This window comes from Rhodoferax sp. WC2427, from assembly GCF_040822085.1.
Lineage (GTDB): Bacteria > Pseudomonadota > Gammaproteobacteria > Burkholderiales > Burkholderiaceae_C > Rhodoferax_B.
The window spans coordinates 476,731-502,326 of record NZ_CP162006.1 but is presented as its reverse complement, the minus strand read 5'-3'; the positions used below and the strand labels follow the sequence as shown (position 1 = coordinate 502,326).

Sequence of the window (25,596 nt, the reverse complement as noted above, 5' to 3'; positions counted from 1 at the left end):
TCCTAAAACCCCATTGCCATGGAATCATCCAGCCAAGACAAAGACCTACCCGCCACCCAGCGCAAGCTCGACCAAGCGCGCAAGGATGGGCAGGCCTCTCGCTCCAAGGACTTGTCCCATCTGGCGGTGTTGGGTACGGGCTCCGTTGCGGTGCTGGTGCTGGCCCCCTCTTTTTTAGAGCACTTCAAGCGGGTTCTGGGCCAGCAGCTGTCGTTTGATGCGGCCACGTTGGCGCAAAACGGCAGCATGCTGGACCGGTTGCAGGACGTCGTGCTGGTCGGCATGGTGGCCAGCAGCGTGTTCGCGGCGATCGTGTTGGCCGCGGCCATCGGTAGTGCGGTGGCATCGGGCGGCTGGGTGGCCAGCCTGAAACCCATCATGCCGGACTTCAGCCGCATCAATCCCATCTCGGGGTTCGGCCGCCTGTTTTCCAAAGAGCAAGCCACCGACATCCTCAAATTGCTGGTCATCACCACCGTACTGATCGCGGTGGCCTGGACCTATTTGTCCAACAGCCTGCAGTCGGTCGCGCAGCTGGTGCTGCAGCCCTCCGCAGCCTCCATCCAGCACGTGGCGAACTGGATCACCTCGGGCATGAGCCTGTTGCTGCTGGTGGTATTTGCCGTGGCGGCCATCGACGTGCCGCTGCAAACCTTTCTGATGAAGTCGCGTCTGAAAATGTCGCACCAGGAGGTGAAGCAGGAGCACAAGGAATCCGACGGCAACCCCCAGATGAAGGGCCAGATGCGCGCCCGGGCCCGCGAGATTGCCCAGCGCACCAGCGTGGCCGCCGTGCCCAAGGCCGACTTTGTGCTGATGAACCCCACCCACTTCGCCGTGGCCCTCAAGTACGACGAAAAAACCATGCGCGCCCCGCAGGTCATCGCCAAGGGTGCCGACCTGGTGGCCATGAAGATCCGCGACGTGGCCAAAAGCCACGCCATCCCGGTATTCCAGTCGCCCATGCTGGCGCGCGCCTTGTACGCACACGCCGAGATCAATGGCGAAATCCCGTCGGCCCTCTACACCGCCGTGGCCCAGGTGCTGGCCTATGTGTACCGCGTGAAAGCCGCCATGCGCGGCGAGGGCCAGATGCCCGACAGCTTCCCGCAGCCCGATGTTCCGCCCGAACTGGACCCGCTGAGCAACACCATCCTGGCTGAGGCGACCCCATGAACCCCCAGCTCAAATCCGCACAGCAGTGGTTCAACACCAACCGCAAGCTGCTGCAAGGTGTCTCGGCCCCCGTGATGGTGGTGATCATCCTGGCCATGATGGTCTTGCCCATGCCCGCGTGGCTGCTGGACACGTTTTTCACCATCAATATCGCCGTGGCGCTGATGGTGATGATGGTGGCCGCCTACATGGTGCGTCCGCTGGACTTTGCCGCTTTTCCATCGGTATTGCTGCTCACCACGCTGATGCGCCTGTCGCTCAACGTGGCTTCCACCCGCGTCGTGCTGCTCGAAGGCCACACCGGCGCAGGGGCCGCGGGAGCGGTGATCGAGGCCTTTGGCCACTTCCTGATCGGTGGCAACTTCGCAGTCGGCCTGATCGTGTTCGCGATCCTGGTGGTCATCAACTTCGTGGTGGTGACCAAGGGCTCCGAGCGGATTGCCGAGGTGTCGGCCCGCTTCACCCTGGACGCCATGCCCGGCAAGCAAATGGCGGTGGATGCCGACCTGAACGCCGGCCTGATCAACGAAAAAGAAGCCAAGCGCCGCCGCGCCGAAGTGGGCGAAGAAGCCGACTTCTTCGGCTCCATGGACGGTGCCTCCAAGTTTGTGCGCGGCGACGCGATTGCCGGCATCCTGATCCTGCTGATCAACATCGTGGGCGGCTTCACCATCGGCGTGCTGCAGCACGACCTGACCGCGGCCAAAGCGGCTGACACCTATATCCTGCTGGCGGTAGGCGATGCGCTGGTGGCGCAGATCCCCGGCCTGCTGATCTCCATTGCGGCCGCCATGGTGGTGTCGCGTGTGGGCAAGGACGACGACATTGGCAAGCAGATCATCGGCCAGCTGTTTGACTCGCCCAAAGTGCTGGGTATCACGGCGGGCATCATGGCGGTCATGGGCATCATCCCCAACATGCCGCACGTGGTGTTCCTGTCGATGGCGGCAGTACTGGCTTACGGCGCGTGGGCCATCGCGCAGCGGCCCGTGCCGCAAGACCCCACCCTGGTCGTCGGCCCACCCCCGACCGACGGCGAAGCCACGTGGGACGACCTGCAGCCTGTTGACCTTTTGGGTCTGGAACTGGGCTACCGCCTCATCACCCTGGTGGACAAATCCCGCCCTGGCGACCTGCTGACCCGCATCAAGGGCGTACGCCGAAAATTTGCCCAGGAAGTGGGCTTTCTACCCCCACCGGTGCACGTGCGCGACAACCTGGAACTCAAGCCCAGCGGCTACCGCATCACCCTGCGCGGCGTGGTGGTGGGCGAAGGCGAGGCCTTCCCGGGCATGTACCTGGCTATCAACCCGGGCGGCATCACCACCCCGTTGATCGGCACGGCCACCACCGACCCGGCCTTTGGCCTGCCCGCCCACTGGATCGATGAACGCCAGAAGGAAGCGGCACAAATGGCAGGTTTTACCGTGGTTGATTCGGAAACCGTGATGGCCACACATTTGTCACACTTGATGCAAGTGCAGGCGGCCCGCTTACTGAGCCGTACCGAGACACAGCAACTGGTGGAGCATGTCAGCAAACTGGCCCCCAAACTGATTGAAGAAGTGGTTCCCAAAATGGTGTCTATCGCCACGTTCCAGAAAGTCTTGCAGCTCTTGCTGGAAGAGTCTGTGCACATCCGCGATATCCGCACCATCGTCGAATGCCTGGCCGAGCACGCCGTGGCCACCACCGACCCCGCCGACCTGGCCCGCCGGGTGCGCATCGCCCTGGCCCCGGCCATCGTGCAGCAAATCTACGGCCCCACCCGCGAACTCAACGTGATTGCCATCGAGCCCAGCCTGGAGCGCATGCTGGTGCAAGCCCTGGGCAATGCCGCAGGTCCGGCACTGGACCCCGGCGTGGCCGAACTGCTGACCCGCAACGTGGCCGACGTGGCCCTGCAACAGGAAGAGCTGGGCGTGCCGGCCTGCCTGTTGGTGCCCGACCAGATCCGCAACGCCATTTCCCGGCTGGTGCGCCGCGTAGCCCCCCGGCTGCAGGTGCTGGCGCACAGCGAAATACCTGAAACCCACACCATCCGCATTGGCCCTATCCTCAAAGGTGCACTGACATGAACATCCAACGCTTTCACGCTGCCACGTCCCGCGAAGCTTTGGCCAAGGCCCGTGCGGTCTTTGGTGAAGGGACGCTGATTCTGTCCAACCGCCCCACGCCCAACGGCGTGGAAGTGGTGGCCACCGCGGAAGATTCGCTGTCGTCGCTGGACCGGCCCAGCGTGGCACCGGCACCTGCGTCGGCGGCCACCATCGCCATGGCGCAGATCCCGGTGGAGGAAGACACCGAGCAACTGGCCATGAGCACGCTGTCGTTCCAGGACTACGTGCGTGAACGCATGCTGCGCCGCCGCCACGAAAGCAGCCCCGACCTGCGCGACGAGATCTTCCCAGCCAAAACTTCGGTGCAGGCCGCGCCCATGCCCCAGGCCCCACAGCGCGCCAAGCCCGTGGTGCACGCAGTGCCGTTTGCGCCACCTGTCGCCCGCCCCAAGCCCGCCCCGGCAGCCGCCACCATCAACTCCAAGGGCATCGTGGACGAACTGCAGGCCATGAAGGACATGATTGAAGAGCGCTTCAACACCATGGCCTGGCTGGGCAAGACCAAGCAGGACCCGATCCAGTCCAACCTGATGCTCAAGCTGATCCGCGCCGGGTACTCGCCCGACCTGGCCCGCGCCGTCATGGAACGCCTGCCCGAAGATGCCACGCCCGCCGAGGCCATCCGCTGGCTGATGGGCGTGCTAGAGCAAAACCTGCGCACCGATGCCGGTAGCAAGCCGATCTTTGAGCAAGGCGGCGTATTTGCCTTGGTGGGTGCCACCGGCGTAGGCAAAACCACGACCGCGGCCAAGCTGGCTGCGCACTGCGCCCGGGTACATGGCCCCAACAGCGTGGGACTGATCACACTGGACACCTACCGGGTTGCCGCCCACGAGCAACTGCGCGCCTTTGGCCGCATGCTGGGCGTGGTAGCCCACCTGGCCCACGACCGCGCGGCCTTGCAAGACCTGCTGGGTCTGCTGGGCAACAAACGCATGGTGCTGATTGATACCACCGGCATCGCCCCCAAAGACCCGCGCAAGCGCGACATGATGGACGTGCTGGACCTGCCCGGCGTGAACCGCCTGCTGGTGCTCAATGCAGGCAGCCACGGCGACACCATGGACGAAGTGCTCACCTCGTTCAAGACCCGGGGCGTGCAACAGGCCATCCTGTCCAAAATCGACGAAGCGGCCAAGCTGGGCCCGGCGCTGGACGCCATCATCCGCCACCAGCTGGTGCTGCGCGGTGTGTGCAACGGCCAGCGCGTACCCGAAGACTGGGAACCGGCCGATGCCAAGAAGCTGGTGCGTGCCTCGATGCGCTCCACCACCAAGTCGGCATTCGACCCCAAGGCCGCCGATCTGAACTTCTTCTTCACCCCGGCACCGATGGATTCCAGCCGCCAGGAACGGGCGCATGCTTGACACCAGCGTCGACCAAGGCGAAAGCCTGCGCCGCATCGCGCCGCAAGCCGCCTGGAGCGTGATCGCCATGGTGACCCGGGGCGACACTGCCACCGAGTTGCCGCTGCTCTGGCAGATCTGCGCGGCCTTGCAAAGTTTTAGCCTGCGCATCACCGTATTGGACGCAAGCTCGGCAGAAACGGAAGACAATCCAGGTTTACAGAACCTGCTGGACCACGCACACTGGCTGGAAGATGCAGACCTTGACGCGCCCCCGTGGCACATCGTGCCCGCCCGTTTGGGGCTGAGCCGTCTGGCACTGCAGACCCGCCAGGATTCCCCCATGTCACCCCCACCACTCCAAGCCCTCAGCCACCTGTTCCGCAGCTGCGACCTGGTCGTGGTGTATGCCGATGCCCAGCTGCTGGCCACCTTGATGCCGGGCAGCCAGGTGCGCCCTCTGTTGGCCGTCACGCCGCGGCGCGCCTCCATCATCGGGGCCTACCAAAACTTCAAGAAACTGCTGCTACAGGCCCGGTTGGTGCCGCTGATTGCCTCGGTCGTCACCGCGCCCTTCAAGAACGCCGAGCTGCTGGCCAAATCCACCGGTCGGGCGCTGCAAAACTGCGCGCACCTGCACCTGGACTGCCAAACCGATTTCATGACCGTACGCTCGTTCCCGCAGCAGCACGCGCGCTGGGATGACGCACACCAGATCGCGCTGCGCCTGATGGCCAGTGCCATCCCGATGGCCCATGGGGTGGGAAGCCGCTGATGTACACCGCCAAAGGCCATATGGACCGCGAGCACATGCTGCGCCAGTATGTGCCCTTGGTACGTCGCCTGGCGCACCACATGATCGCCAAGCTGCCGCCGAACATCGAGCTGGACGACCTGATCCAGGTGGGCATGATCGGCCTGTCCGAGGCGCTCACCCGCTACGAGGTGGCCCAGGGCGTGCAGTTCGAGACCTTTGCCACCCAGCGTATCCGCGGGGCCATGATCGACGAGCTGCGCGAGGGCGACTGGATGTCACGCGGCTCGCGCAAGAGCCAGAAAGAGATCGAGCGCGCCGTGCAGCGGCTGGAGCAGAAGCTGGGCCGCAGCCCGCTGGAGTCCGAGATCGCCACCGAGCTGGAGATGACCCTGCCCGACTACCAGGAACTGCTCGGCAAGGTCCGCGGCACGCAGCTGGTGTACCTGGAAGACATGAATGGCAACTCGGAAGAAGGCGCGGGCTTTCTGGACCGGCACGTAGCCGATGATGCTGCCGACCCGGTGAACCTGCTGCGCGACCACCGCCTGCGCGCGTCGCTGGTCGAGGCCATCAAGACCCTGCCCGACCGCGAGCAGTACATCATGAGCATGTACTACGAAAACGACATGAACCTCAAAGAGATTGCGGCAGTACTGGAGATCACCGAATCGCGCGTCTGCCAGTTGCACAGCCAGTCGATTGCCCGCCTGCGGGCCAAAATGCGGAGCCACTAGCGGGCCGCTATCGTATTTGAAGTAGATTTTGATAGCTGCTCACGCTTATGGCTGTAGCGTGAGCAGTCGATTTGATGCCTTAAAAAAGGCCTAAAATTGGATTTTTAGCTCGCCACCGACGCGTAAATGCGCGCCGCACCGCCCCGGTATGTCCCGGCTTTGCCACCCGAGTACGTGCCCGGTTGCTGGGCCTGGGGCAAAACGGTAGCCAGGGCCCGGTCGACCACCACGGCGCGGCGGGCCAGGTTGGCGCGTTGTTGGGACAGGGTCAAGGAGACTTTTTCCAGCCGGCGGCGCATGCCCGCGTCCAGCGACTGCATGCCGCCGGGGGTGCGGCCCCACACCGCCATATCGGCCATGGCCTGGCGCAGCGCGGTGCTGGCGGCCTCTAAAACAACAGGTTCGCCCGCAATCAGGGCCACAGACACTTCTTCGAGGAGTTGTTCCACGCGCTGCAGGCTGGCTTCCAGGCTGTGATTGGCTGGGCGGGCCGTCATGCGAACTGCTCCGGTGCGGGAACGGACGGATGGAGAGAGAAAACGCCGATTACCGGGTGACGCTGAGCAATTCTTGTGCGTTGTCGAGCATCTTGTCGGCAATCGCTTCGGGGTTGATCTTGAACGTGCCGTTCTTGATGGCAGCCTTGATGTCGGCTACTTTCTTGCTGTCGAAGTCGGAACCGACGGCCCGGTCGTTTTGCTCCAGCGTGCGCGCCAGTGTGGAAACAGACACCTGCGCCCCGGCGGCTGGAATGGCGCGCGCACCCTTCTGCGCCATACCAGCGGGCGCAGCTTCCTTGTCCTGATCGGCTTTCTTGAGCACAGCGGCATTCAGCGCGGCCGTGGTATCTATCCCTTGTCCAATTTTCATCATGCTCTCCAGCAGCCTTGACGTTAAGGCATCGTAGCAATGGTTTCGGCAGCTTTGGCATTTTCTTAAATGTTATATGGCTAAAAAACCAGCTGTTACATCTCAACCAGGATGGTGCGTGCGTCTTGCACCACACCGGACATCACCCGACCGCTGTCCAGGCGCACCTTGGCGGGCTGGCCCACCACGCCGGAGGTGACGGCCTGCCCGTCAGACAGGACCTGGAAGCCCGTGCCCTGGGCCAACACCCGGATCTGGGTGCCTGCCTGGAACACCTGGGCTGGTTTGACCATGGCCTGGCGCACGGTTTGCCCTGCGACCCAGGAGCGGGCGGCCACCTGGCCCATCCACTGCTCGGGGTTGGCTACCACTGGCGAGGCGTCATCGGCCCAGTCAACTTCGGCCTCCATGGCATCGGCGGCGGTCAGCACGCTGCCGGCCACCACATTGGTCTTGGCCACCCAGGCCCGGCCCATGGCCTTGACCGTGACCGGAATGAACACATTCCAACGCGTGGCACCGGCCAGGCAGCGCAGGCCCAGGCGGCTTTTGCCCCACAAGCGGGTGCCCGGTGGCATGTACGGCTCCACCTTGGCGCAGGGCGCCAGCTGCAAGCGCGGGTCCAGCGCCCCCACCGAGACCTCCATGCGCAGCGCCTGGCCATTGACCGGCGGCACCTGCACCATGGCCGATTCCAGCCAGCGCTGGCTGGTGCCGACCATATCGGCCTCGGCCTGGGCACGCGCACCTGTTGCGCACAGCACAACGGCGGCGCAAACCATGGTTCGTAGCAAGAGCGGCATAAGACCTCCAATTTCCTACCCGGAAGACTAAAGCCGGAGGGCCCCAGGCAAAGCCGCGAACTGCGCCGCAATCACCCTGTTCTTCCGGGGCTCAAAAAGCTTCAGTTTTTCCATAATTTGCCAAAGCGAGATCCGGGATGGCACCGGAGGTTTCGCATTTGATTACCAAGCGGGGTGTTGCATGTTGGACAAAATGGTCGGTGCTGTGGACTTTCAGAGCAAGGCCCTGGTGCTGCGCGCAGAACGCCAGCGCACCATCGCCAGCAATATTGCCAACGTGGACACCCCTGGCTACGTGGCGCGCGACTTCAACTTCAAGGAAGCCATGAGCGCCGCCACCGCCAGCCAAGGCCTGATCGTCGGCAACAAGACCGACAACCGGCACATGAATTTGCCCGACCTGGAAGGCGGCAGCCTGGGCAACGCCCAAAAGCGCGGCTACAGCGTGCAAAGCCAGCCCAATATGGACAACAACACGGTGGACCTGGACCGAGAGCGGGCCAACTTTGTCGACAACGCGGTGCGCTACGAGGCCACCCTGCGCTTCATCAATGGCACGGCCAAAACCATGCTCAGCGCCATTACGGGCCAATAAGGAAGCACACCATGTCCATGTTTTCGATCTTCGGGGTGTCCGGCAGCGCCATCAGCGCCCAGTCGCAGCGCCTGAACGTGGTGGCCAGCAACCTGGCCAACGTGGATGCCGTGGCCGGGCCCGATGGCCAGGCCTACAAGGCCCGCCAGGTGGTGTTCCAGACCACGCTGCTGGGGGCCGAAAGCGCCGCCGGGGTGCGGGTGAAAGAGATCACCGAAAGCCAGCAACCGGGCCGCAAAGTGCTCGACCCCACCAGCCCGTCGGCCGATGCCGACGGCTATGTGACCCATTCCAACGTCAACGCGGTGGATGAAATGGTGAACATGATTTCCGCCTCCCGCTCCTACCAGAACAACGTAGAAGTGATGAACACCGCCAAGACCCTGCTGCTGAAAACGCTGCAAATGGGCCAATGAACCCACAGGACATTTGAACGTCCCCACCACCTGAAAGCACGCCATGGCCTTGGATGTCACCGCCCTCAACGCCGCCAGCAGCTCGCTGGCGGGCACCAGCACGACCAACAGCACGAGCGCAGAAGCCTCGCAAGACCGGTTCCTGAAGTTGCTGGTCGCCCAGCTGAACAACCAAGACCCGATGAACCCGATGGACAACGCGCAGATGACCAGCCAGCTGGCGCAGATCAACACGGTCTCGGGCATCCAGACGCTGAACGACACCATGAAGAGCATGGCCACCCAGATCGCCGCCCTGCAGTCGCTGCAAGGCAGCGCCACCATTGGCCACGACGTGCTGACCGAGGGCAATACCCTCAGCATCACCGACGGTGTGGGCAAGGGCGCGTTTGACCTGAGCAGCGCTGCCGATGCGGTGAAGGTCGAGATCCGCACCGCCGGTGGCACCTTGCTGGGCACGCAAGACCTGGGCGCGCTGGAAGCCGGTCGCCAGGCTGTCACCTGGGATGCGTCCAAGTACACCAACTCGGGCGACCTAAGCTTCAAGGTGATCGCCACCAAGGGTGCCACCGCCGTGACCACCACCGCACTGGAGCGCAACAAGGTGGTGTCGGTCAGCAACGAGAACAACGTCCTCAATCTGCAGTTGCAAAACGGCGCCTCGGTGGCCTACAGCACCGTCAAAGCCATTTTGTAAGCCCCACCGCACCCGCCATCCGTTTTTTAGGAGCCCTCCATGAGCTTTCAACAAGGTCTTTCCGGTCTGAACGCCTCCAGCCAAAATCTGGACGTGATCGGCCACAACATTGCCAATGCCAACACCACCGGCATGAAGGCCTCGCGGGCCGAGTTTGCCGAGCTGTACGCATCGTCGCTGGGCAGCTCGGGCGGCATCAGCCAGGGCATCGGGGTGGAAGTGCAGACCGTGTCGCAGCAGTTCACCCAGGGCAACATCAGCATCACCGGCAACGCGCTGGACGTGGCCATCAACGGCAACGGCTTCTTCCAGGTCGAGCTGCCCAATGGCAACCTGGCCTACAGCCGCGACGGGGCCTTCAAGCTGAACAAGGAAGGCGAGCTCATCACCAATACCGGAGCCCACCTGATGGGCATTACTGCCGCGGCCGATGGCTCGATCCCCACCGGCGGCGCGGTCGGCGCGCTGACCCTGCCCGCAGGCGGCGAAATTGCAGCCATCCAGACCAGCAAAATGGACCTGAGCTTCAACCTGGATGCCGAGGCCGTGGTGGCCACCGGGGTCGCCCCCGCAGGGCTGGTGCCGCCACTGGCCACCTATGGCACGTCCATCACCGCCTACGACGGCCAGGGCGTGCCCGTACCGGTGAGCATTTACTTCACCAAAACAGCGCTCAACACCTGGGATGTCTACTCCAGCGTCAACGGCGGCACCCCCGCCCTGACCACCACCGGCCTGACCTTCACCGGCACGGGTGGCACGGCCAACGCCACCATCGGCTCATTGAGCCTGCCCTCGCCCACCAACCCGGCCAGCAACTTCACGGTGGCGTTGAACGTCAAGGATGCCACCCAGTACGGCGCCAAGTTCTCCATTGCCAAAGCCACCCAGGACGGCCAGGCACCCGGCACCCTGACGGCCATCACCATCGACGAAACCGGCATCATCCAGGGCACCTATTCCAACGGCAAATCCCTGGCTGCCGGGCAGATCCAGCTGGCCACCTTTACCAACGTGCAGGGCCTGGCCCCGATCGGCGGCAACTACTGGCTATCGACCCCGTCCAGCGGCGACCCGTCGGCCAAAGGGGTGCCCGGCACCGGCAACCTGGGCGGGCTGCGCTCGGGCTCGCTGGAAGACTCCAACGTCGACCTGACCAAGGAACTGGTCAACATGATGACTGCCCAGCGCGCCTACCAGGCCAATGCCCAGACCATCAAAACCCAAGACCAGGTGATGTCCACCCTGGTCAACCTGCGCTAACCCCCTAGGCCGCCGCCATGGACCACATCATTTACACGGCGATGTCAGGGGCCAACACGGCGGCAAACCGGCAGGCCGTGCTGGCCAACAACCTGGCCAACGTCTCCACCAACGGGTTCCGCGAAGAGCTGGCCACCTACCGCTCGGTGCCGCTGAACGGCCCCGGCTCCAGCACCCGTGTTTTTGCGCTGGAAACCACCACCGGCCACTCCAACCTGCCCGGCCCGGTGCAGCGCACGGGGCGCAACCTGGACGCCATGGCCCAAGGCAACGCCTGGTTCACCGTGCAGGGTCTGGACGGCACCGAGGCCTATACCCGCAGCGGTATTTTTGAAATATCGTCCACCAACACCCTGGTCACACCTACCGGCCTGCCGGTGCTGTCTGACGGCGGCGCCCCCATCGACGTGCCCCAGGGCTCGGAAATTACCCTGGGCACCGACGGCACCATCAGCGCCAAGGTGCCCGGCCAGGCCTCCACCAGCCTGGGTCGGCTGAAGATGGTGACCCCCGATGCCGACAACCCCATCAAGCGTGGCGACGACGGGCTTTTCCGCGGCACCAGTGGCGACCCGCTGCCACAAGATGCCAACGCCAAGCTGCTGGGCGGCGCGATCGAGGGCTCCAACGTTAACGCCGTCGCCACCATGGTCGGCATGATCCAGTCCGCCCGCCAGTTTGAGACGCAAATGCGCCTGCTGCAAACCGCCGAAACCAATGACAAAAGCGCCAGCCAGTTGCTGAACGTCCAAGGCTAATTTGAAAGAAACACCATGATTAATTCACTCTGGATCGCCAAGACCGGCATGGAAGCCCAGCAAACCCAGCTGGACGTGATCTCGCACAACCTGGCCAACGTCTCCACCACCGGCTACAAACGTGCCAACGCGGTGTTTGAAGACCTGATCTACCAAAACCTGCGCCAGGTCGGGGCCAACAGCACCGAGCAAAACCAGCTCCCGACCGGCCTGCACCTGGGCCTGGGCGTGCGCACCGTGTCCACCACCCGCTCGTTTGCCCAGGGCAGCCTGCAGCAGTCGGGCAACACGCTGGACGTGGCGATCAACGGCAACGGCTTCTTCCAGATCAACCAGCCCGACGGCACCATCGGCTACACCCGCGACGGCTCGTTCCAGGTGGATTCACAGGGCCGGCTGGTCACCTCTGCCGGGCTGACGGTGGCCAGCGGCGTAACCATTCCCGTCAATTCCCAAAGCGTCACCATCAGCACGGACGGCACTGTCACCGTCATGCTGCCGGGCAACCCCACACCCCAACCGGCGGGCAATATCGCCATGGCCAACTTCATCAACCCGGCCGGCCTGGAGCCCAAGGGCGGCAACCTGTACGCCGAAACCGCCGCCTCCGGCCAGCCCACCACCGGCACGCCGGGCGTGAGCGGCATGGGGGTGGTGCGCCAGGGCTTCGTGGAAACCAGCAACGTCAACGTGGTGCAGGAACTGGTCACTATGATCCAGACCCAGCGCGCCTACGAGATGAATTCCAAGGCCGTGCAGACCTCGGACCAGATGCTGCAGAAGCTGGCCCAGCTGTAGGAGACTGAGCATGCGCGCCGCCACCACTGCTGCTGCCGTCGCTGGGCTTTGCCTTCTGGGCCTGTTGAGCGGCTGCGAAACCCTGGCCCCCTCGCCCCGGGTAGATTTCGCCGAATCCACCGGGCCCCGCCAACTGCCACCGGCCACCGTGGCCACCAACGCCCGGCCCACCGGCAGCCTGTTTGCCTCGGCGGCCTACCGCCCGGTGTTCGAAGACCGCCGCCCGCGCCTGGTGGGCGACAACCTGACCATCCAGATCGTGGAAAACGTCAGTGCCAGCCAAAAATCGACCAGCACGGTAAACCGCACCGCCGCCGAGGCCGCAGGCATCACCGGCATCCCCTTCCTGAAGACCCCGCTGCTGGACAAGTTCGGCATCGGCGCCACGTCCAGCAACGACTTCTCGGGCAAGGGCGGCACGGAAAGTGCCAACACCTTCTCGGGGGCGATCACCGTCACCGTCATCGAAGTACTGTCCAACGGCCACCTGGTGGTGGCCGGTGAAAAGCAGATCGGCGTGAACCAGAACGTGGACGTGCTGCGCTTCTCGGGCACGGTCGACCCACGCGCGGTGCAGCCGGGCAGCGTGGTTTCCTCCACCCAGGTGGCCAATGCGCGCATCGAGTCCAAAGGCCGCGGCCAGCAGGGCGAGGCCCAGGCCATGGGCTGGCTGGGGCGCTTTTTCATGAACGTGATGCCGTTCTAAGCCTTCCCCAGGCTCTGTTGAGACTTTTAAAGAAAATCGGCACCCCGTGCTGATGGGATAGGCGTGAGCAGCTATTGAAATAATAGCAAACCCAATTGACCGGAAACCACCGCCTTTTCCGCCGTTCCAACGCCCGGGCGCGCCGCAAAATAATGCTAAAGGTTCCGCCATTCCGGCCGAACCAGACGTAGAACAGGTTGTTCGCCATGCCATTTTTCCGCCTCCTGCCAATGCGCCGTGCCGCGACATGGGGCATGGGGCTGTGCCTGGCACTGCTAGCGGCGCTGCCCGCCCAGGCCTTGCGCATCAAGGAAGTCGCCGCCGTACAGGGCGTGCGCAGCAACCAATTGACCGGCTACGGACTGGTGGTGGGACTGGACGGCACGGGGGACCAGACCACCCAGATGCCCTACACCTCGCAGAGCTTGTCGAGCTATTTGCAGCAGATGGGCATTACCCTGCCGGCCAATCTGGCCTCTTCCCTGCAGCTGAAAAACGTGGCGGCGGTGATCGTCACCGCGCAACTGCCCGCCTTTGCCCAGCCGGGCCAGGCGATTGACATCAACGTCGCCAGCATGGGCAACTCCAAGTCGCTCAAGGGCGGCCTGCTGATCGCCACGCCGCTGCGCGGGGCCGACGGCGAAATCTACGCCATGGCCCAGGGCAATATGGTGGTGGCCGGTGCCGGCGCCGCTGCCGGGGGCAGCAAGGTGCAGATCAACCACCTCAGCGCGGGCCGCATTCCCGGCGGCGCGCAGGTGGAACGCAGCGTACCCACGCCGCTGCAGGATGGCGACTTCATCACCCTGGACCTGAACTCCAGCGACTTCCAGACTGCCCGCCGCGTGGCCGCCGCCGTCAACAACAAAATGGGCGTCGGCCTGGCCAACGCCATGGACGGCCGCACGGTACGGGTGCGCGCCCCCAACGACCCGAATGCCCGCGTCAACTTTCTGGCCGACCTGGAAGAGCTGACCATGGAATCCTCGGCACCGGCGGCCAAGGTGGTCATCAACTCGCGCACCGGCTCCATCGTGCTGAACCAGTCGGTCACGCTGGGCCCCTGCGCCATTGCGCACGGCAACCTGTCCATCAGCATCAGCACCACGCCCTCGGTCAGCCAGCCCAACCCCTTGTCACAAGGGCAGACGGTGGTCACGGAGAAGAGCAACATCCAGATCAAGCAAGAGCCCGGCATCCTGATCCAGGTGCCGCCCGCGCCCCAGTTGGCCGACGTGGTGCGCGCCCTGAACGCCCTGGGCGCCACGCCGCAGGATCTGCTGGCCATCCTGCAGGCCATCAAGGCTGCCGGAGCCCTCAACGCTGAACTGGAGGTGATCTGATGGCACTGACCCAAGTTTCCAACAGCAACGTACTGGCCGCCGATGCCAAGTCGCTGAACGCGCTGAAGATGCAGGCCGGGCAGGACAGCCCCGCCGCCATCAAGGAGACCGCCAAGCAGCTGGAGTCGCTGTTCATGCGCGAGCTGATCAAAAGCATGCGCGAGGCCACCACCAAATCCGGGCTCTTCGACAGCCCCCAGGGCGATCTCGGCAGCGACCTGCTGGACCAGCAGCTGTCGGTCACCATGTCGGGCCAGCCCGGCGGCCTGTCGGAGGCCATCGTGCGCCAACTGAGCCGCCAGACGGTACCCGCCGATGGTGCAGCGCCCAAAATAGCCGCCCCCACCGCCGCGCCAATCGCCGCCATCAAGCCCGCCAGCGTCAGCCAGACCGGTTTTGTCGAGCAACACAACACCGCCGCCACCGCGGTGGAGCGGGCCACCGGCATCCCCGCCAGCTACATGCTGGGCCAGGCCGGGCACGAAACCGGCTGGGGCCGCAAGGAAATCAAGAATGCCGACGGCAGCACCTCGTTCAACCTGTTCGGCATCAAGGCCGGTGCGGGCTGGACCGGCAAGACCACGACGGTGACCACGCACGAGGTGGTCAACGGTGAAACCCGCAAGGTCAGCGCCAAGTTCCGCGCCTACGACTCCTACCAGGAGTCGTTCAACGACTATGCCAACCTGATCAACAACAGCCCGCGCTACGCCCAGGCGCGCCAGCAGACCGGCTCGTCGCAGGCCTATGCCACCGAGCTCAAGCGCGCGGGCTACGCCACCGACCCCGACTACGCCGCCAAGCTGAACCGGGCCATCACCGTGACCCAGCAGCTGCGCCGGGCCTACGCTTAAGAGCACGCCATGAGCAACCTCCTCAACGTTGGCGCGCGGGCCCTGTTGGCCAACGAAGTGGCCCTGCAGACCATTGGCAACAACATCGCCAATTCCAGCACGGTAGGCTATTCGCGCCAGACCGTGGTGCTGCAAACCGTAGAGGGCCAATTCACCGGTGGCGGCTATATCGGCAAGGGGGTGGATGTCCAAACCATTCTGCGCAACCACGACGAATACCTGACCCGCCAGGCCGCGCTGTCCAAGTCGGTCGCGGCCTCCGACGTGAGCCGCGCCAACAAGCTGCTGCAGCTGGAAGACATCTTCAAAGGCGGCACCAACGGCCTGGGCGCGGCCGTCACCGACATGATGAACGCGTTCTCCGACGTGGCCAGCGCACCCACCGATTTGACCGCCCGCACCGTGGTGCTGACCCGTGCCGACGAGGCCGCGGCCCGTTTCAACGATGCCGCCACCCAATTGAACAATTTGCAGACCGGCCTGACGACCGAGCTGAACAATGCCGCGGCGGCGGTCAACACCATCACCACCAACCTGGCCGCCGTCAACGGGCAGATCCAGCTGGCCCGGGGCAACGGACAGACACCCAACGACCTGCTGGACAAGCGCGACAACCTGATCAGCCAGCTCAACCAGTACATCCAGACCACCCAGGTGGATGCCGACGACGGCACGATCACGGTGTTTGCCGCCAGCAGCCAGCCGCTGGTGCTGGGTACCAAGGCCACGGCCCTGCAGGTACAGCCCAACCCCCAGGATGCGTCGCAAAGCCAGATTGCCATGGTGTTGGGGAGCCAGACCGTGGTGCTGTCGGAAGGCATGATGGGCGGCGGCTCGATTGCCGGGCTGCTGAAGTTCCAGAATGACGACCTGGCCCAAGGCTTCAACCTGCTGGGTCGCATCGCCGCCAGCATGACCACCGTGGTCAACGCCCAGCACCAGCTCGGGCTGGACCTGGACGGCAACGCCGGAGGCAACCTGTTCAGCGCGGTGAGCATGCCCGCTGGAGCGGCCGCCCCGTCCAACACCGGCACGGGTACCGTTGGCGTGAGCGTGAACGCCGCCACTGTGGCCAAGCTGCAGGCCTCGGACTACAAGGTCACCTTTACCTCGGCCGCGACGTTCACCGTGCAGCGCCTGTCCGACAACACCATGGTCGCGCCCGACCCCGTCACCGGCAGTTTCGACGGCCTGGCCATCGCAGTGGGTGGCGTACCGGTCTCGGGCGACAGCTTTTTGCTCCAGCCCTTCCGCGCCGTGGCCAACAAGATCACCACCGCCTTCGGTTCGCCGCGCCAGCTGGCCGTGTCCAGCCCGGTGCAGGCGGCCATGGGCAGCACCAACACCGGCAGCCTGGCGGTGGCCAATCTGGCGGCCAAATCGGTGCCGATCCCGGCCAATATCACGCTGAACTTCACCGGCTCCAATACCTACACCCGCAGCGACACCGGAGCCACGGTCTACACCTACAGCCCCGGTACGCCGATCGCTTTTGACCCGGCCAACCTGGCCTCGGGCTGGTCGCTGAACCTCTCGGGTGCCGCCCAGAACGGCGACACCATCACCCTGGGCCCGGCCAACCTGGCCTACACCAAGCTCAACGCCGGTAACGCCGACGCGCTGCTGGACCTGCGGGACCTGGCCCTATTCGACGGCTCCAGCCTGGCCGACGGCTATGCCGCGTTGATGTCCCAGGTGGGCGTGAAAGTGCAAAGCGTGCAGTACACCGCCGAAGTGTCCAAATCGATTGCCGACAACCTGGAGACCTCGCGCACCGGGGTTTCGGGCGTCAACCTGGACGAAGAAGCCGCCAAGCTGCTGCAGTACCAACAGGCCTACCAGGCATCGGCCAAGATGGTGCAGATCGCCCAGACCATTTTTGACAGCCTGATGGCCAGTGTCGGCCGCTAGCGGAGCAGATCACCATGAGTAACAGTTTCACCCGCCTCGCCAGCGCCACCGGCTACGACAACGCGCTGCGCAATTTGACCACCCGGTACGCCACCATGTCGGCGCTGCAGGAAAACATGACCTCCGGCAAGAAAATCCTGCGCTCCAGCGACGACCCTACCGGCGCAGCCCAGGCCGAGCGCGCCAACACCCGCATCGACCGCATCAAGACCGAGCAGCGCGCGCTGGACACCCAGGTCAGCGCCATCACCCAGGCCGAATCCACGCTGGGCAACGCCACCGACCTGCTGACCCAATTCCGCACCCTGGTGGTGCAGGCGGGCGACGGTGCCAACAGCCCGGTCGAGCGCGACACCATTGCCAAGCAGCTGGTCAGCATCCGCGAGGAACTGCTGACCCTGGCGAATAAGAAAGACAGCAACGGCATGCCCCTGTTCAATGGCCTGGGCAGTACCTCGGCCCCCTTTGAAACCAGCGCCAACGGGGTAGCGCCCGACCCCGACTACAGCTACAACGGCCTGCCCGGCCAGACCGCCGCCAGCACCGTGGCGATACCGTTCACCTTGGACGGCCGCGCCGCCTGGATGGACGTGCCCGAGGGCAATGGCGTGTTCAACGTCAGCCTGGATCCGGCCAACACCGGACGGGCATTCACCGATATCGGCGTGGTCACCAATGCCTCGCTGATGGCCACCCAAGGCACGGACTTCACGGTGAACTTCACCGCGCCCGTTCCACCGGCCACCGGGGCCACCACCTACACCATCACCAACAACACCACCGCCACCACCTCGGCGGCACAGACCTACACCGAGGGCCAGTCCATCGTGATGGGCGGCATCTCGATGGTGGTGCGCGGCACACCGGCCAATGGCGACAAGCTGGAAGTCAACCCCAACGCCACCGCCAACCGACCCAGCATTTTCGACGTGCTGGACCGCGCCATCACCAGTATGTATGCCGTGGGCTCCACCACCGTTGGCGCCAACAGCAACGACGCCAACTTCAACCAGGAGCAGGCAATTTCACTGGCCCAGATTGACACCAGCCTGGAAAAAATCAGCGCCAGCCGGGGCAAGGCGGGCGACCTGCTGACCCGCGCCGACCGCATCACCAGCACCCAGACTGACAACACCATCCAGGCCAAGACCGACAAAACCAACGCCGAAGACATCGACATGATTGCCGCCGCCGCCGACCAGAGCAACCAGCAAACCGCCTACCAGGCCGCGCTGAAGTCCTACGCCTCGATCCAGAAGCTATCATTGTTTAACTTCATCAGTTAAACGCGGCTTTTCCGCGTCCGACATGGCCACTTCCGTCCTCGGCAGCATTACGCTGGGCTATCGCCCGCTGTGGAATGCTGCGCGCAGCATCGCAGCAGTACAGCTGTTCATCGATGGCCAGGCCGATGCCAGCATCGATTCCGAACGCCTGATCGGCAGCCTGCAAGACCAGAGCAAACCCGACGCACCGCCGCTGCTGCTGTCGGTCAAGTCCCCCGCCCTGCTGCGCGACCTGCTGGACCACGCCCCGGCGCGCTCTGCAGCCCCCTACTGGATCGAGGTACGCAGCGAGTGGATGGGCAGCCACGCCATGCCGCAGCGGGTGCAAAGCGCCCACAAGCGCGGCCTGCGCCTGGTGTGGCGGGCCGAATCCGACCAGGCTCCGGTCCCTGAGCTGGCGCCCTGCTTCTTTACCCGCCTGCTGCGCCTGTCGCCCCAGGCGGCACTGGCCGCTCTGCAGGCGGCCGCCCGCGCCCGCGCAGGCACGCCCACCGGGGTCAGCCCGGTACAGCCCGGCATGCTGTATGAAGGCATTGCCAGCCGCCTGCTGATGGAGCACTGCCTGGACCAGCAGCACGCCACCGCCCTGCTGGGCTGGCCCGACGAAGACATCCTGCACGCCCTGCAGCGCCAGGCCACCGCCCCCGACCACCGTGCCATGGTGCAGCTGGTGCAGGCTGTAGACGACGACCTGCCGGTCGAAAAAATCGAGGCCCTGCTGGGTATGGAACCCATCCTGACCTTCCGCTTCCTGGCTTACGCCAACTCGGCCGCCGTGGGCTTGCGCAACGATGTCGAATCGCTGCGCCATGGCCTCATGCTGCTGGGCACCAGCCATCTCAAACGCTGGTTGGTCGACCAACTGCCCCAGGCCTCGCGCGACCCGAACCTGCGCCCGGTCAAGGCCGCCATGGTGTTGCGCGCCCGGCTGATGGAAAACCTGATGGACTCCGGCGCCGAACACCAGCTGGCCCGTGAAATCTATCTTTGCGGCCTGTTCTCGCAGATCGACGTGCTGATGGGCGAACCCCTGGGCAGCGCCCTGCACCGCGTCCCCCTGAGCAGCCGCATCTACAACGCCACCGTGCGCAACACCGGCCCCTACGCCCCCCTGCTGCACATCGCCAGCGCCCTGGAAGTCGACAACGGTGCCGCCATCCGCGCCCTGGGCCACGAACACGGCATGGAGCTGGGAGACATCAACCGGGCACTGCTGCGCACCCTGACGGGCTAGCTTCCCGGGGTTTCGCGGCGGGACAGCAGGTCCTTGGTGAGCTCGGTGCGCAGCGCGCTGGCACACCGGCGCACCGCTTCGTAGTCCCCAGGGGCCAGCGCCTGATCGGTATCGTGGGCAATGCCGTATACCGAGACCACCTCGGCAATCTGGGACTGGAGCGCCTTGTAGGCGTTCATGGCGTCGACCGTCAGCAGCATGCCACCGGGCACGGTGTCGTTGCCGCCAAAGTACCACCCGCGCAGTGCTGCCGAGAGTTCGGTCAACGCCTGGTAACCCACCGAGGCATCCTTGGGCCACTTGGGCAGCACCCGGGTCTGCTGCCAGAGCGCGCTGTAGGACCGGATCCGCATGCTGCGCAGTTCGGTGTCCACGGCACCAAAGAAGGCCAGCGACTTCTTGAAATCCTCCAGTTGCTTGGCCAGCTCTGTCTTGTGCGACTCTTCGATCTGCCGCAACGCCGAGTCGTGCTGCCTCTGCAGCACCCCCACGGCCTCCTTGCCCAGGTAGGCCATCACCGCGGCGGCCGAAGCGGCCACGCTGCTGACGATGGACAACAGATCGACAAGCGTCATAAGCCCTCCTGTGCCGCCTGGCATGGCGAAAACCGGCATGTCTGCGGTTCCTGCACTCCCCATGTGCTCTAGTGAAAATAGCGGCAAATCCGGCGATTTACAAGCACCGCCTACGCACCGTCCCGCACCCGCGCAAACACCTTCCAGAACACCGCGTCCTGCGTGTTGGCGAAGTTGATGCGCATCAGGCTGCTGGGTTGGCGGTTGGCGTGGAACAGGGCGCCCGGGGCCAGCATGTAGCCCTCGTCCAGCATGCGCTGGGCCAGGGCGTCGGTGTCCACGCCGGTCTCGACCCAGCCGAACAGGCCTGCGGGCTCGGAGGCAAAGCTGCAGCCTGCGGCCAGGGCCAGCTTGGTGCTACGGGTGCGGGCCTGGTCAAGGCGGGCGCGCACGCCCTCGGAGTGGCGGCGCAGCTGGCCCTGGTCGATGCACCAGGCCAGGGCTTTTTCCAGCAGGGACGGGGTGGTCAGCGTAGCCAGCAGCTTGGTGTTGGTCAGGCGGTCCACCAGGGCGGCGGGCGCGGCCAGAAAACCGACGCGCCAGCCAGGGGCCAGGATTTTGGAGAAGCCGCTGGCGTACAGGGTGCGCTGCAGGCCATCCAGCACGCACAGGCGGGTGGCGTGTTCGGGGGCCAGGTGGCTGTAGGTGTCGTCTTCCACGATGTAGAAGTCGTGGGCGTTGGCCAGGGTCAGCACCCGGTGCGCGCTGCCGGGGGTGAGGCAAAAGCCGGTGGGGTTGTGCAGCACGCTCACGCTCACAAACAGCTTCGGGCTGTGCGCTTCGCAGTAGCGCGCCATCACCTCCAGGTCGGGCCCGTCGGCATTGCGCGGCACCGGCAGGATGCGCATGCCCATGGCCTCCAGCCGGGCAAATTCCACCGCCCAGCCGGGCTCTTCGACCATCACGCTGTCGCCGGGGCGCAGCAGGGTGCGGCTGGCAATGTCCAGCGCGTGGGTGGCCCCCACGGTGGTGATGATCTGCTCTGGCGCAGCGGGTACGTGCAGGCCGAGCAGCTTCTTCGACAGGCTTTGGCGCAGGCCCAGGTCGCCCGCCGGGTCGCCGTAACGGCGCGAGAAGTCGGCCGTGCCAGCCGCCACCCGGCGCACCGCGGCAGGCATGAAGCTGTTGGCCAGCCAGTCGGGCGGCAGCACCCCCATGCCGGGCTGGGGGGTGTCGCTGTCGCCCTGGAACATGCCGCGCATCAGGGCCGTGGCGTCGATGGGGCGGCGCGCCGGGTTTGCTATATTTTGTGTAGCTTCTCGCGCATACAGATCCTGCACGGGAGCCATTTCTCGCACATAAAACCCCCGGTTCTTGCGGGCCTCCACCAGGCCCAGCGCCAGCAGCCGGTCGTAGGCGGCCACCACCGTGGAGGCGCTCACCTGGTGCTGTTGCGCGCACTGGCGCACCGAGGGCAGGCGCGCACCGGCGGCCAGCAGGCGGCTGCGGATGCGCTCGGCGAAATGGCTGGCAAGCTGCTCGGTCAGCGTCTGGTCGGCGGTCTTCATCAACATGGCGGGTCCTCGGGTGTGCTGGCATCAGCAGCAATACAGTATTAAAACTGAATGGTTAAAGTGTACTGCCAGTGTGCTGGTATTGTCACTACAGTGAACCCCTGCTTTTCAAAGAGTCCGCCATGACCACCCACACCGCCGCCTTGTCTGTACCGATGCGCAACACCGAACGCCGCGGCCTGTGGCTGGGCCTGCTGGGGGTGGTGATTTTTGCGCTGACCCTGCCGATGACGCGGCTGGCGGTGGGCACCCCTGCCGACCCACAGATGTCCGGGGTGTTTGTGGCCATGGGCCGGGCCGCGCTGGCGGGCGGCTTGTCGGCGCTGTTCTTGTTCGCCACCCGCGCGCCCTGGCCCCAGCGGCAGGACTGGGTGCCGCTGCTGTGCACCGCCTCGGGCGTGGTGTTTGGCTTCCCGCTGCTCACCTCGATTGCCATGCGGCACGTGGAGGCGGTGCACGCCAGCGTGATCATCGGCGTGCTGCCACTGGCCACGGCGGTGGTGGGCGCGCTGATGCACCGCCAGCGCCCATCCTCCGGCTTCTGGCTGTGCGCCGTACTGGGCAGCGGGATGGTCATTGCGTTTGCCATGCTGCATTCGGGGCAAGCCGGTCTGCACCTCCAGCCCGCCGACGGCCTGCTGCTGCTGGCCATGCTGCTGGGTGCCGTGGGCTATGGCTTTGGCGGGCGCTTGGCGCAGCGCATGCCCGGCGAGCAGGTGATTTGCTGGGTGCTGGTGCTGGCCCTGCCCATCACCCTGCCCGCTGCGCTGTGGGCCCAGCCCGCCCAGGCGGTGCCGCTGCATGCCTGGGCCGGTTTTGCCTACCTGGCGGTGTTTTCGCAGTGGCTGGGCTTTTTTGCCTGGTACCGGGGGCTGGCATTGGGCGGCACGGTGCGCGTCAGCCAGGTGCAACTGGTGCAGCCCTTTTTGAGCATGCTGTTTGCCGTGCCCCTGCTGGGCGAGACGCTGGACGCGGTGACGCTGGGCTTTGGCCTGGCGGTGATTGCCACCGTGTTTGCCAGCAAACGCATGCCCGTTCGTTGATGGCCAGCAGCTTTTATGGACACCCAACTTTTCGCCGCGCTGACGCTGTTTGCCTTCGTCAGCTCCATCACCCCCGGCCCGAACAACCTGATGCTGCTGGCCTCGGGCGTGAACCATGGGTTTCGCGCCACGCTGCCGCACATGGCGGGCATTTCGACCGGGTTCTTTGTGCTGCTGGCCTCGGTGGGCCTGGGGCTGGGCCTGCTGTTTGCGCAGCTGCCGCAGCTCTACCTGGTGCTGAAATGGCTGGGCGCGGCCTATTTGCTGACTCTGGCCTGGGGCGTGGCCACCGCCGGAGAGCCGAAAGATGCCGAGGCCACCCAGCCGCTGGGCTTCTGGGGCGCGGCGGGCTTCCAGTGGGTCAACCCCAAGGCCTGGGTGATGGCCGTGGGCGCGTTCAGCAGCTATGTGCCCGCCCACAGCGGCAGTGCGCTGGTGGTGGGGGCTGCAGCGTGGTTTGCCGTCATCGGCATCCCGGCCATCAGCCTGTGGGCGCTGTGCGGCAGCCGCCTGCGCCATTGGCTGCGCATCCCGCGCTACCGCCGGATTTTCAACGGCGCCATGGCGGTTTTACTGGTCGCCTCGCTCGTGCCCATGCTGGCTTAGCTGACAATCCAACTCCAACCTAATTGCACCAATCCCCATGAGCACCCCTTCCAACCCCTGGACCCTCGCCGCCCGCACCCACAAGATGAACTCGTCGGCCATCCGCGAAATCCTCAAGGTCACCGAGCGCCCCGGCATCATCAGCTTTGCCGGCGGCCTGCCCTCGCCCAAGACCTTTCCGGTGGCCGAGTTTGCGGCGGCCTGCGAAAAAGTGCTGCGCGAAGACGGCAAGGGCGCGCTGCAGTACGCCGCCAGCGAAGGCTACGGCCCGCTGCGCGAGATCGTGGCGGCCCAACTGCCCTGGAAGGTGGAACCCGCCCAGGTGCTGATCACCACCGGCTCGCAGCAGGCGCTGGACCTGATTGGCAAGGTGCTGATCGACAAGGACAGCAAAGTGCTGGTGGAAACGCCCACCTACCTGGGCGCGCTGCAGGCCTTTGCGCCCATGGAGCCCAAAGTGGTCAGCGTGGCCTGCGACGATGAGGGCGTGGACCTGGACGACCTCAGTGCAAAAGCCCCCGGTGGTCGTTTTCTGTACGTGCTGCCCAACTTCCAGAACCCCACCGGCCGCACCATGCCCGAAGCCCGCCGCGCCGCGTTGATCGAGCGCGCCGCCGCCCTGGGCCTGCCGCTGGTGGAAGACAACCCCTACGGCGACCTGTGGTTTGACACCCCCCCGCCCGCACCGCTGACGGGCCGCAACCCCGAGGGCTGCATCTACATGGGCTCGTTCTCCAAGGTGCTGGCCCCCGGCCTGCGCCTGGGCTACATGATCGCCCCCAAGGCCATGATGCCCAAACTGCTGCAGGCCAAGCAGGCCGCCGACCTGCACAGCCCCAGCTTCAACCAACGCATGGTGGTGGCGGTGATGCACGACAACTTCCTGGCCCGCCACGTACCCACCATCCGCACACTGTACAAGGCCCAGCGCGATGCCATGCTGGCCGCATTGACCCGCGAGATGCCTGCAGGCACGCACTGGAACGTGCCCGACGGCGGCATGTTCCTGTGGGCCCGCCTGCCCGAAGGCGTGCACGCCGTGGACCTGCTGCCCAAGGCGGTGGACAAGGGCGTGGCCTTCGTGCCCGGCACCGCTTTCTACGCCGACAACGCCGACCCGCACACCATCCGCCTGTCGTTTGTGACGGCCAGCGTGGAGCAGATCAACATCGGCATCAAGGCCCTGGCCGACGCCATCAAGACGCTGTAATGCAGACCCTCCGCCCCTTCCAGCAAGTCGACGTTTTCACCCCCACCCCCTACCAGGGCAACCCGCTGGCGGTGGTGCTGGACGGCGCGGGCCTGAGCGACGCGCAGATGCAGCGCTTTGCCAACTGGACGCACCTGTCGGAAACCACGTTTCTGCTGCCGCCCACCGACGCGGGCCGGGCGGCGGGGGCGGATTACCGGGTCCGCATCTTCGACCCGAAAAGCGAGCTGCGCTTTGCCGGCCACCCCACGCTGGGCAGTTGCCACGCCTGGCTGCAGGCGGGCGGGCAGCCGCGTGCGGCCAAGATGGTGGTGCAGGAATGCGTGGTAGGACTGGTGCCGATCCGCCGCGAAAATGATCGCCTGCTGTTCGCCGCCCCGCCGCTCAAGCGCAGCGCCCCCAGCGCCATGGTGCTGGCCCAGGTAGCCGCCGCGCTGGGCCTGAAGCCGCGCGACGTGGTGGCCGCGCAGATGCTGGACAACGGCCTGCCCTGGCTAGGTCTGTTGCTCGACAGCCCGCAAACCGTGTTGCAGCTCAAACCCGACCACCTGGCGCTGAAGAACACCGGCCTGGTGGTCGGCGTGGCCGGACTCTACCCGCAAGACGATGCCCCCCAGCTCATCGCCCGCTCCAGCCGCGAAGCCCGCGCCTTTGGCCGCAGCGCGCCGGTGGACGACACCCCCGAGCCGCAGATGGAAGTGCGCGCATTTGCCGCCGCCGTGGACGTGCTGGAAGATCCGGTGACCGGCAGCCTGAACGCCAGCCTGGCCCAGTGGCTGATTGCAGACGGCTATGCGCCCGAGCAGTACCTGGTGGGCCAGGGCACCTGCCTGGACCGCGCAGGCCGGGTGCACATCGAACGCGATGCGCAAGGCCAGGTGTGGGTGGGCGGCGCATCGGTCACCTGCATCAGCGGCAGCGTGTTGCTGTAGCACATTTGCTTTCAAAAATCTGTCATCCGCCAGCCCCACCCGGCGTTAT

26 protein-coding genes are annotated in these 25,596 nt (G+C 65.3%); 21 read left to right on the top strand and 5 right to left on the bottom strand.

Annotated elements, in window-relative coordinates; translation table 11 throughout:
* Positions 1-18: 18 nt before the first annotated feature.
* The 5 genes from AB3G31_RS02395 to AB3G31_RS02375 are packed head-to-tail and all read left to right on the top strand — an operon-like array spanning position 19 to position 6,133.
* A complete protein-coding gene (locus AB3G31_RS02395; protein ID WP_367848640.1) occupies positions 19-1,176 on the top strand; it encodes a flagellar biosynthesis protein FlhB in 1,158 nt (385 codons plus the stop codon).
* Positions 1,173-3,254, top strand: coding sequence for a flagellar biosynthesis protein FlhA (gene flhA, locus AB3G31_RS02390; protein ID WP_367848639.1), 2,082 nt, complete (start codon positions 1,173-1,175; stop codon positions 3,252-3,254). The genes AB3G31_RS02395 and flhA overlap by 4 nt, the downstream gene beginning before the upstream one ends.
* Positions 3,251-4,663 carry a flagellar biosynthesis protein FlhF gene (gene flhF, locus AB3G31_RS02385; RefSeq protein ID WP_367848638.1) on the top strand — a complete coding sequence of 471 codons (1,413 nt, stop codon included), beginning with the start codon at positions 3,251-3,253 and terminating at the stop codon, positions 4,661-4,663. The genes flhA and flhF overlap by 4 nt, the downstream gene beginning before the upstream one ends.
* Positions 4,656-5,417, top strand: a complete 762-nt coding sequence (locus AB3G31_RS02380) for a hypothetical protein (RefSeq protein ID WP_367848637.1) — start codon at positions 4,656-4,658, stop codon at positions 5,415-5,417. Before flhF ends, AB3G31_RS02380 begins: the two co-directional genes overlap by 8 nt.
* Complete coding sequence (locus tag AB3G31_RS02375) at positions 5,417-6,133, top strand: RNA polymerase sigma factor FliA (RefSeq protein WP_367848636.1); 717 nt, start codon at positions 5,417-5,419, stop codon at positions 6,131-6,133. Before AB3G31_RS02380 ends, AB3G31_RS02375 begins: the two co-directional genes overlap by 1 nt.
* Positions 6,134-6,237: 104 nt before the next feature.
* On the opposite strand, the gene AB3G31_RS02370 is transcribed toward AB3G31_RS02375, so the two are convergent.
* The 3 genes from AB3G31_RS02370 to flgA form a co-directional block, all read right to left on the bottom strand.
* A complete protein-coding gene (locus tag AB3G31_RS02370; RefSeq protein WP_367848635.1) occupies positions 6,238-6,630 on the bottom strand; it encodes a hypothetical protein in 393 nt (130 codons plus the stop codon).
* A 49-nt stretch (positions 6,631-6,679) separates the two neighbouring features.
* Positions 6,680-7,003, bottom strand: a complete 324-nt coding sequence (gene flgM, locus AB3G31_RS02365) for a flagellar biosynthesis anti-sigma factor FlgM (protein WP_367848634.1) — start codon at positions 7,001-7,003, stop codon at positions 6,680-6,682.
* 95 nt (positions 7,004-7,098) lie between these two features.
* On the bottom strand, positions 7,099-7,806 hold the full coding sequence (gene flgA / locus AB3G31_RS02360) for a flagellar basal body P-ring formation chaperone FlgA (protein ID WP_367848633.1): 708 nt from the start codon (positions 7,804-7,806) through the stop codon (positions 7,099-7,101).
* A 181-nt stretch (positions 7,807-7,987) separates the two neighbouring features.
* Between flgA and flgB the strand changes: the two genes are divergently transcribed.
* From flgB to AB3G31_RS02300, 12 genes are all read left to right on the top strand, one after another.
* The gene (gene flgB / locus AB3G31_RS02355) at positions 7,988-8,401 is read left to right on the top strand and encodes a flagellar basal body rod protein FlgB (RefSeq protein ID WP_367848632.1); all 414 of its coding nucleotides are present in this window, start codon (positions 7,988-7,990) and stop codon (positions 8,399-8,401) included.
* An 11-nt stretch (positions 8,402-8,412) separates the two neighbouring features.
* Complete coding sequence (gene flgC, locus AB3G31_RS02350) at positions 8,413-8,817, top strand: flagellar basal body rod protein FlgC (RefSeq protein WP_367848631.1); 405 nt, start codon at positions 8,413-8,415, stop codon at positions 8,815-8,817.
* A gap of 43 nt (positions 8,818-8,860) precedes the next feature.
* Positions 8,861-9,514 carry a flagellar hook assembly protein FlgD gene (locus AB3G31_RS02345; protein WP_367848630.1) on the top strand — a complete coding sequence of 218 codons (654 nt, stop codon included), beginning with the start codon at positions 8,861-8,863 and terminating at the stop codon, positions 9,512-9,514.
* Between the two features lie 39 nt (positions 9,515-9,553).
* A complete protein-coding gene (gene flgE / locus AB3G31_RS02340; RefSeq protein WP_367848629.1) occupies positions 9,554-10,777 on the top strand; it encodes a flagellar hook protein FlgE in 1,224 nt (407 codons plus the stop codon).
* A 17-nt stretch (positions 10,778-10,794) separates the two neighbouring features.
* On the top strand, positions 10,795-11,535 hold the full coding sequence (locus tag AB3G31_RS02335) for a flagellar basal body rod protein FlgF (RefSeq protein WP_367848628.1): 741 nt from the start codon (positions 10,795-10,797) through the stop codon (positions 11,533-11,535).
* Positions 11,536-11,550: 15 nt separating this feature from the next.
* Positions 11,551-12,333, top strand: a complete 783-nt coding sequence (gene flgG / locus AB3G31_RS02330) for a flagellar basal-body rod protein FlgG (protein WP_367848627.1) — start codon at positions 11,551-11,553, stop codon at positions 12,331-12,333.
* Positions 12,334-12,343: 10 nt separating this feature from the next.
* The gene (locus AB3G31_RS02325; RefSeq protein ID WP_367848626.1) at positions 12,344-13,039 is read left to right on the top strand and encodes a flagellar basal body L-ring protein FlgH; all 696 of its coding nucleotides are present in this window, start codon (positions 12,344-12,346) and stop codon (positions 13,037-13,039) included.
* A 206-nt stretch (positions 13,040-13,245) separates the two neighbouring features.
* Positions 13,246-14,382, top strand: coding sequence for a flagellar basal body P-ring protein FlgI (locus AB3G31_RS02320; RefSeq protein WP_367848625.1), 1,137 nt, complete (start codon positions 13,246-13,248; stop codon positions 14,380-14,382).
* Positions 14,382-15,236 (top strand): glucosaminidase domain-containing protein, encoded by an 855-nt coding sequence (locus tag AB3G31_RS02315; RefSeq protein WP_367848624.1) that lies wholly within the window; start codon positions 14,382-14,384, stop codon positions 15,234-15,236. Before AB3G31_RS02320 ends, AB3G31_RS02315 begins: the two co-directional genes overlap by 1 nt.
* A 9-nt stretch (positions 15,237-15,245) precedes the next feature.
* The gene (gene flgK, locus AB3G31_RS02310) at positions 15,246-17,147 is read left to right on the top strand and encodes a flagellar hook-associated protein FlgK (protein WP_367848623.1); all 1,902 of its coding nucleotides are present in this window, start codon (positions 15,246-15,248) and stop codon (positions 17,145-17,147) included.
* Positions 17,148-17,161: 14 nt separating this feature from the next.
* A complete protein-coding gene (flgL, locus tag AB3G31_RS02305; protein WP_367848622.1) occupies positions 17,162-18,433 on the top strand; it encodes a flagellar hook-associated protein FlgL in 1,272 nt (423 codons plus the stop codon).
* A 22-nt stretch (positions 18,434-18,455) separates the two neighbouring features.
* Entirely contained in the window at positions 18,456-19,667 is a 1,212-nt protein-coding gene (locus tag AB3G31_RS02300) for an HDOD domain-containing protein (protein ID WP_367848621.1), read from the top strand.
* Here the strand turns inward: AB3G31_RS02300 and AB3G31_RS02295 are convergent.
* Positions 19,664-20,242, bottom strand: a complete 579-nt coding sequence (locus tag AB3G31_RS02295) for a hypothetical protein (protein ID WP_367848620.1) — start codon at positions 20,240-20,242, stop codon at positions 19,664-19,666. The two genes, AB3G31_RS02300 and AB3G31_RS02295, sit on opposite strands and share 4 nt — an antisense overlap.
* Before the next feature lie 110 nt (positions 20,243-20,352).
* Positions 20,353-21,756, bottom strand: coding sequence for a PLP-dependent aminotransferase family protein (locus tag AB3G31_RS02290; protein WP_367848619.1), 1,404 nt, complete (start codon positions 21,754-21,756; stop codon positions 20,353-20,355).
* Between the two features lie 122 nt (positions 21,757-21,878).
* Here AB3G31_RS02290 and AB3G31_RS02285 point away from each other — a divergent pair, with 122 nt between their 5' ends.
* From AB3G31_RS02285 to AB3G31_RS02270, 4 genes are read left to right on the top strand one after another with little or no spacing between them, the layout of a single operon-like run.
* Positions 21,879-22,799, top strand: coding sequence for a DMT family transporter (locus tag AB3G31_RS02285; RefSeq protein WP_367848618.1), 921 nt, complete (start codon positions 21,879-21,881; stop codon positions 22,797-22,799).
* 15 nt (positions 22,800-22,814) lie between these two features.
* Positions 22,815-23,405, top strand: a complete 591-nt coding sequence (locus AB3G31_RS02280) for a LysE family translocator (RefSeq protein ID WP_367848617.1) — start codon at positions 22,815-22,817, stop codon at positions 23,403-23,405.
* Positions 23,406-23,442: 37 nt separating this feature from the next.
* The gene (locus AB3G31_RS02275) at positions 23,443-24,615 is read left to right on the top strand and encodes a PLP-dependent aminotransferase family protein (protein WP_367848616.1); all 1,173 of its coding nucleotides are present in this window, start codon (positions 23,443-23,445) and stop codon (positions 24,613-24,615) included.
* Complete coding sequence (locus AB3G31_RS02270; protein WP_367848615.1) at positions 24,615-25,547, top strand: PhzF family phenazine biosynthesis protein; 933 nt, start codon at positions 24,615-24,617, stop codon at positions 25,545-25,547. The genes AB3G31_RS02275 and AB3G31_RS02270 overlap by 1 nt, the downstream gene beginning before the upstream one ends.
* The last annotated feature ends 49 nt before the right edge of the window (positions 25,548-25,596 follow it).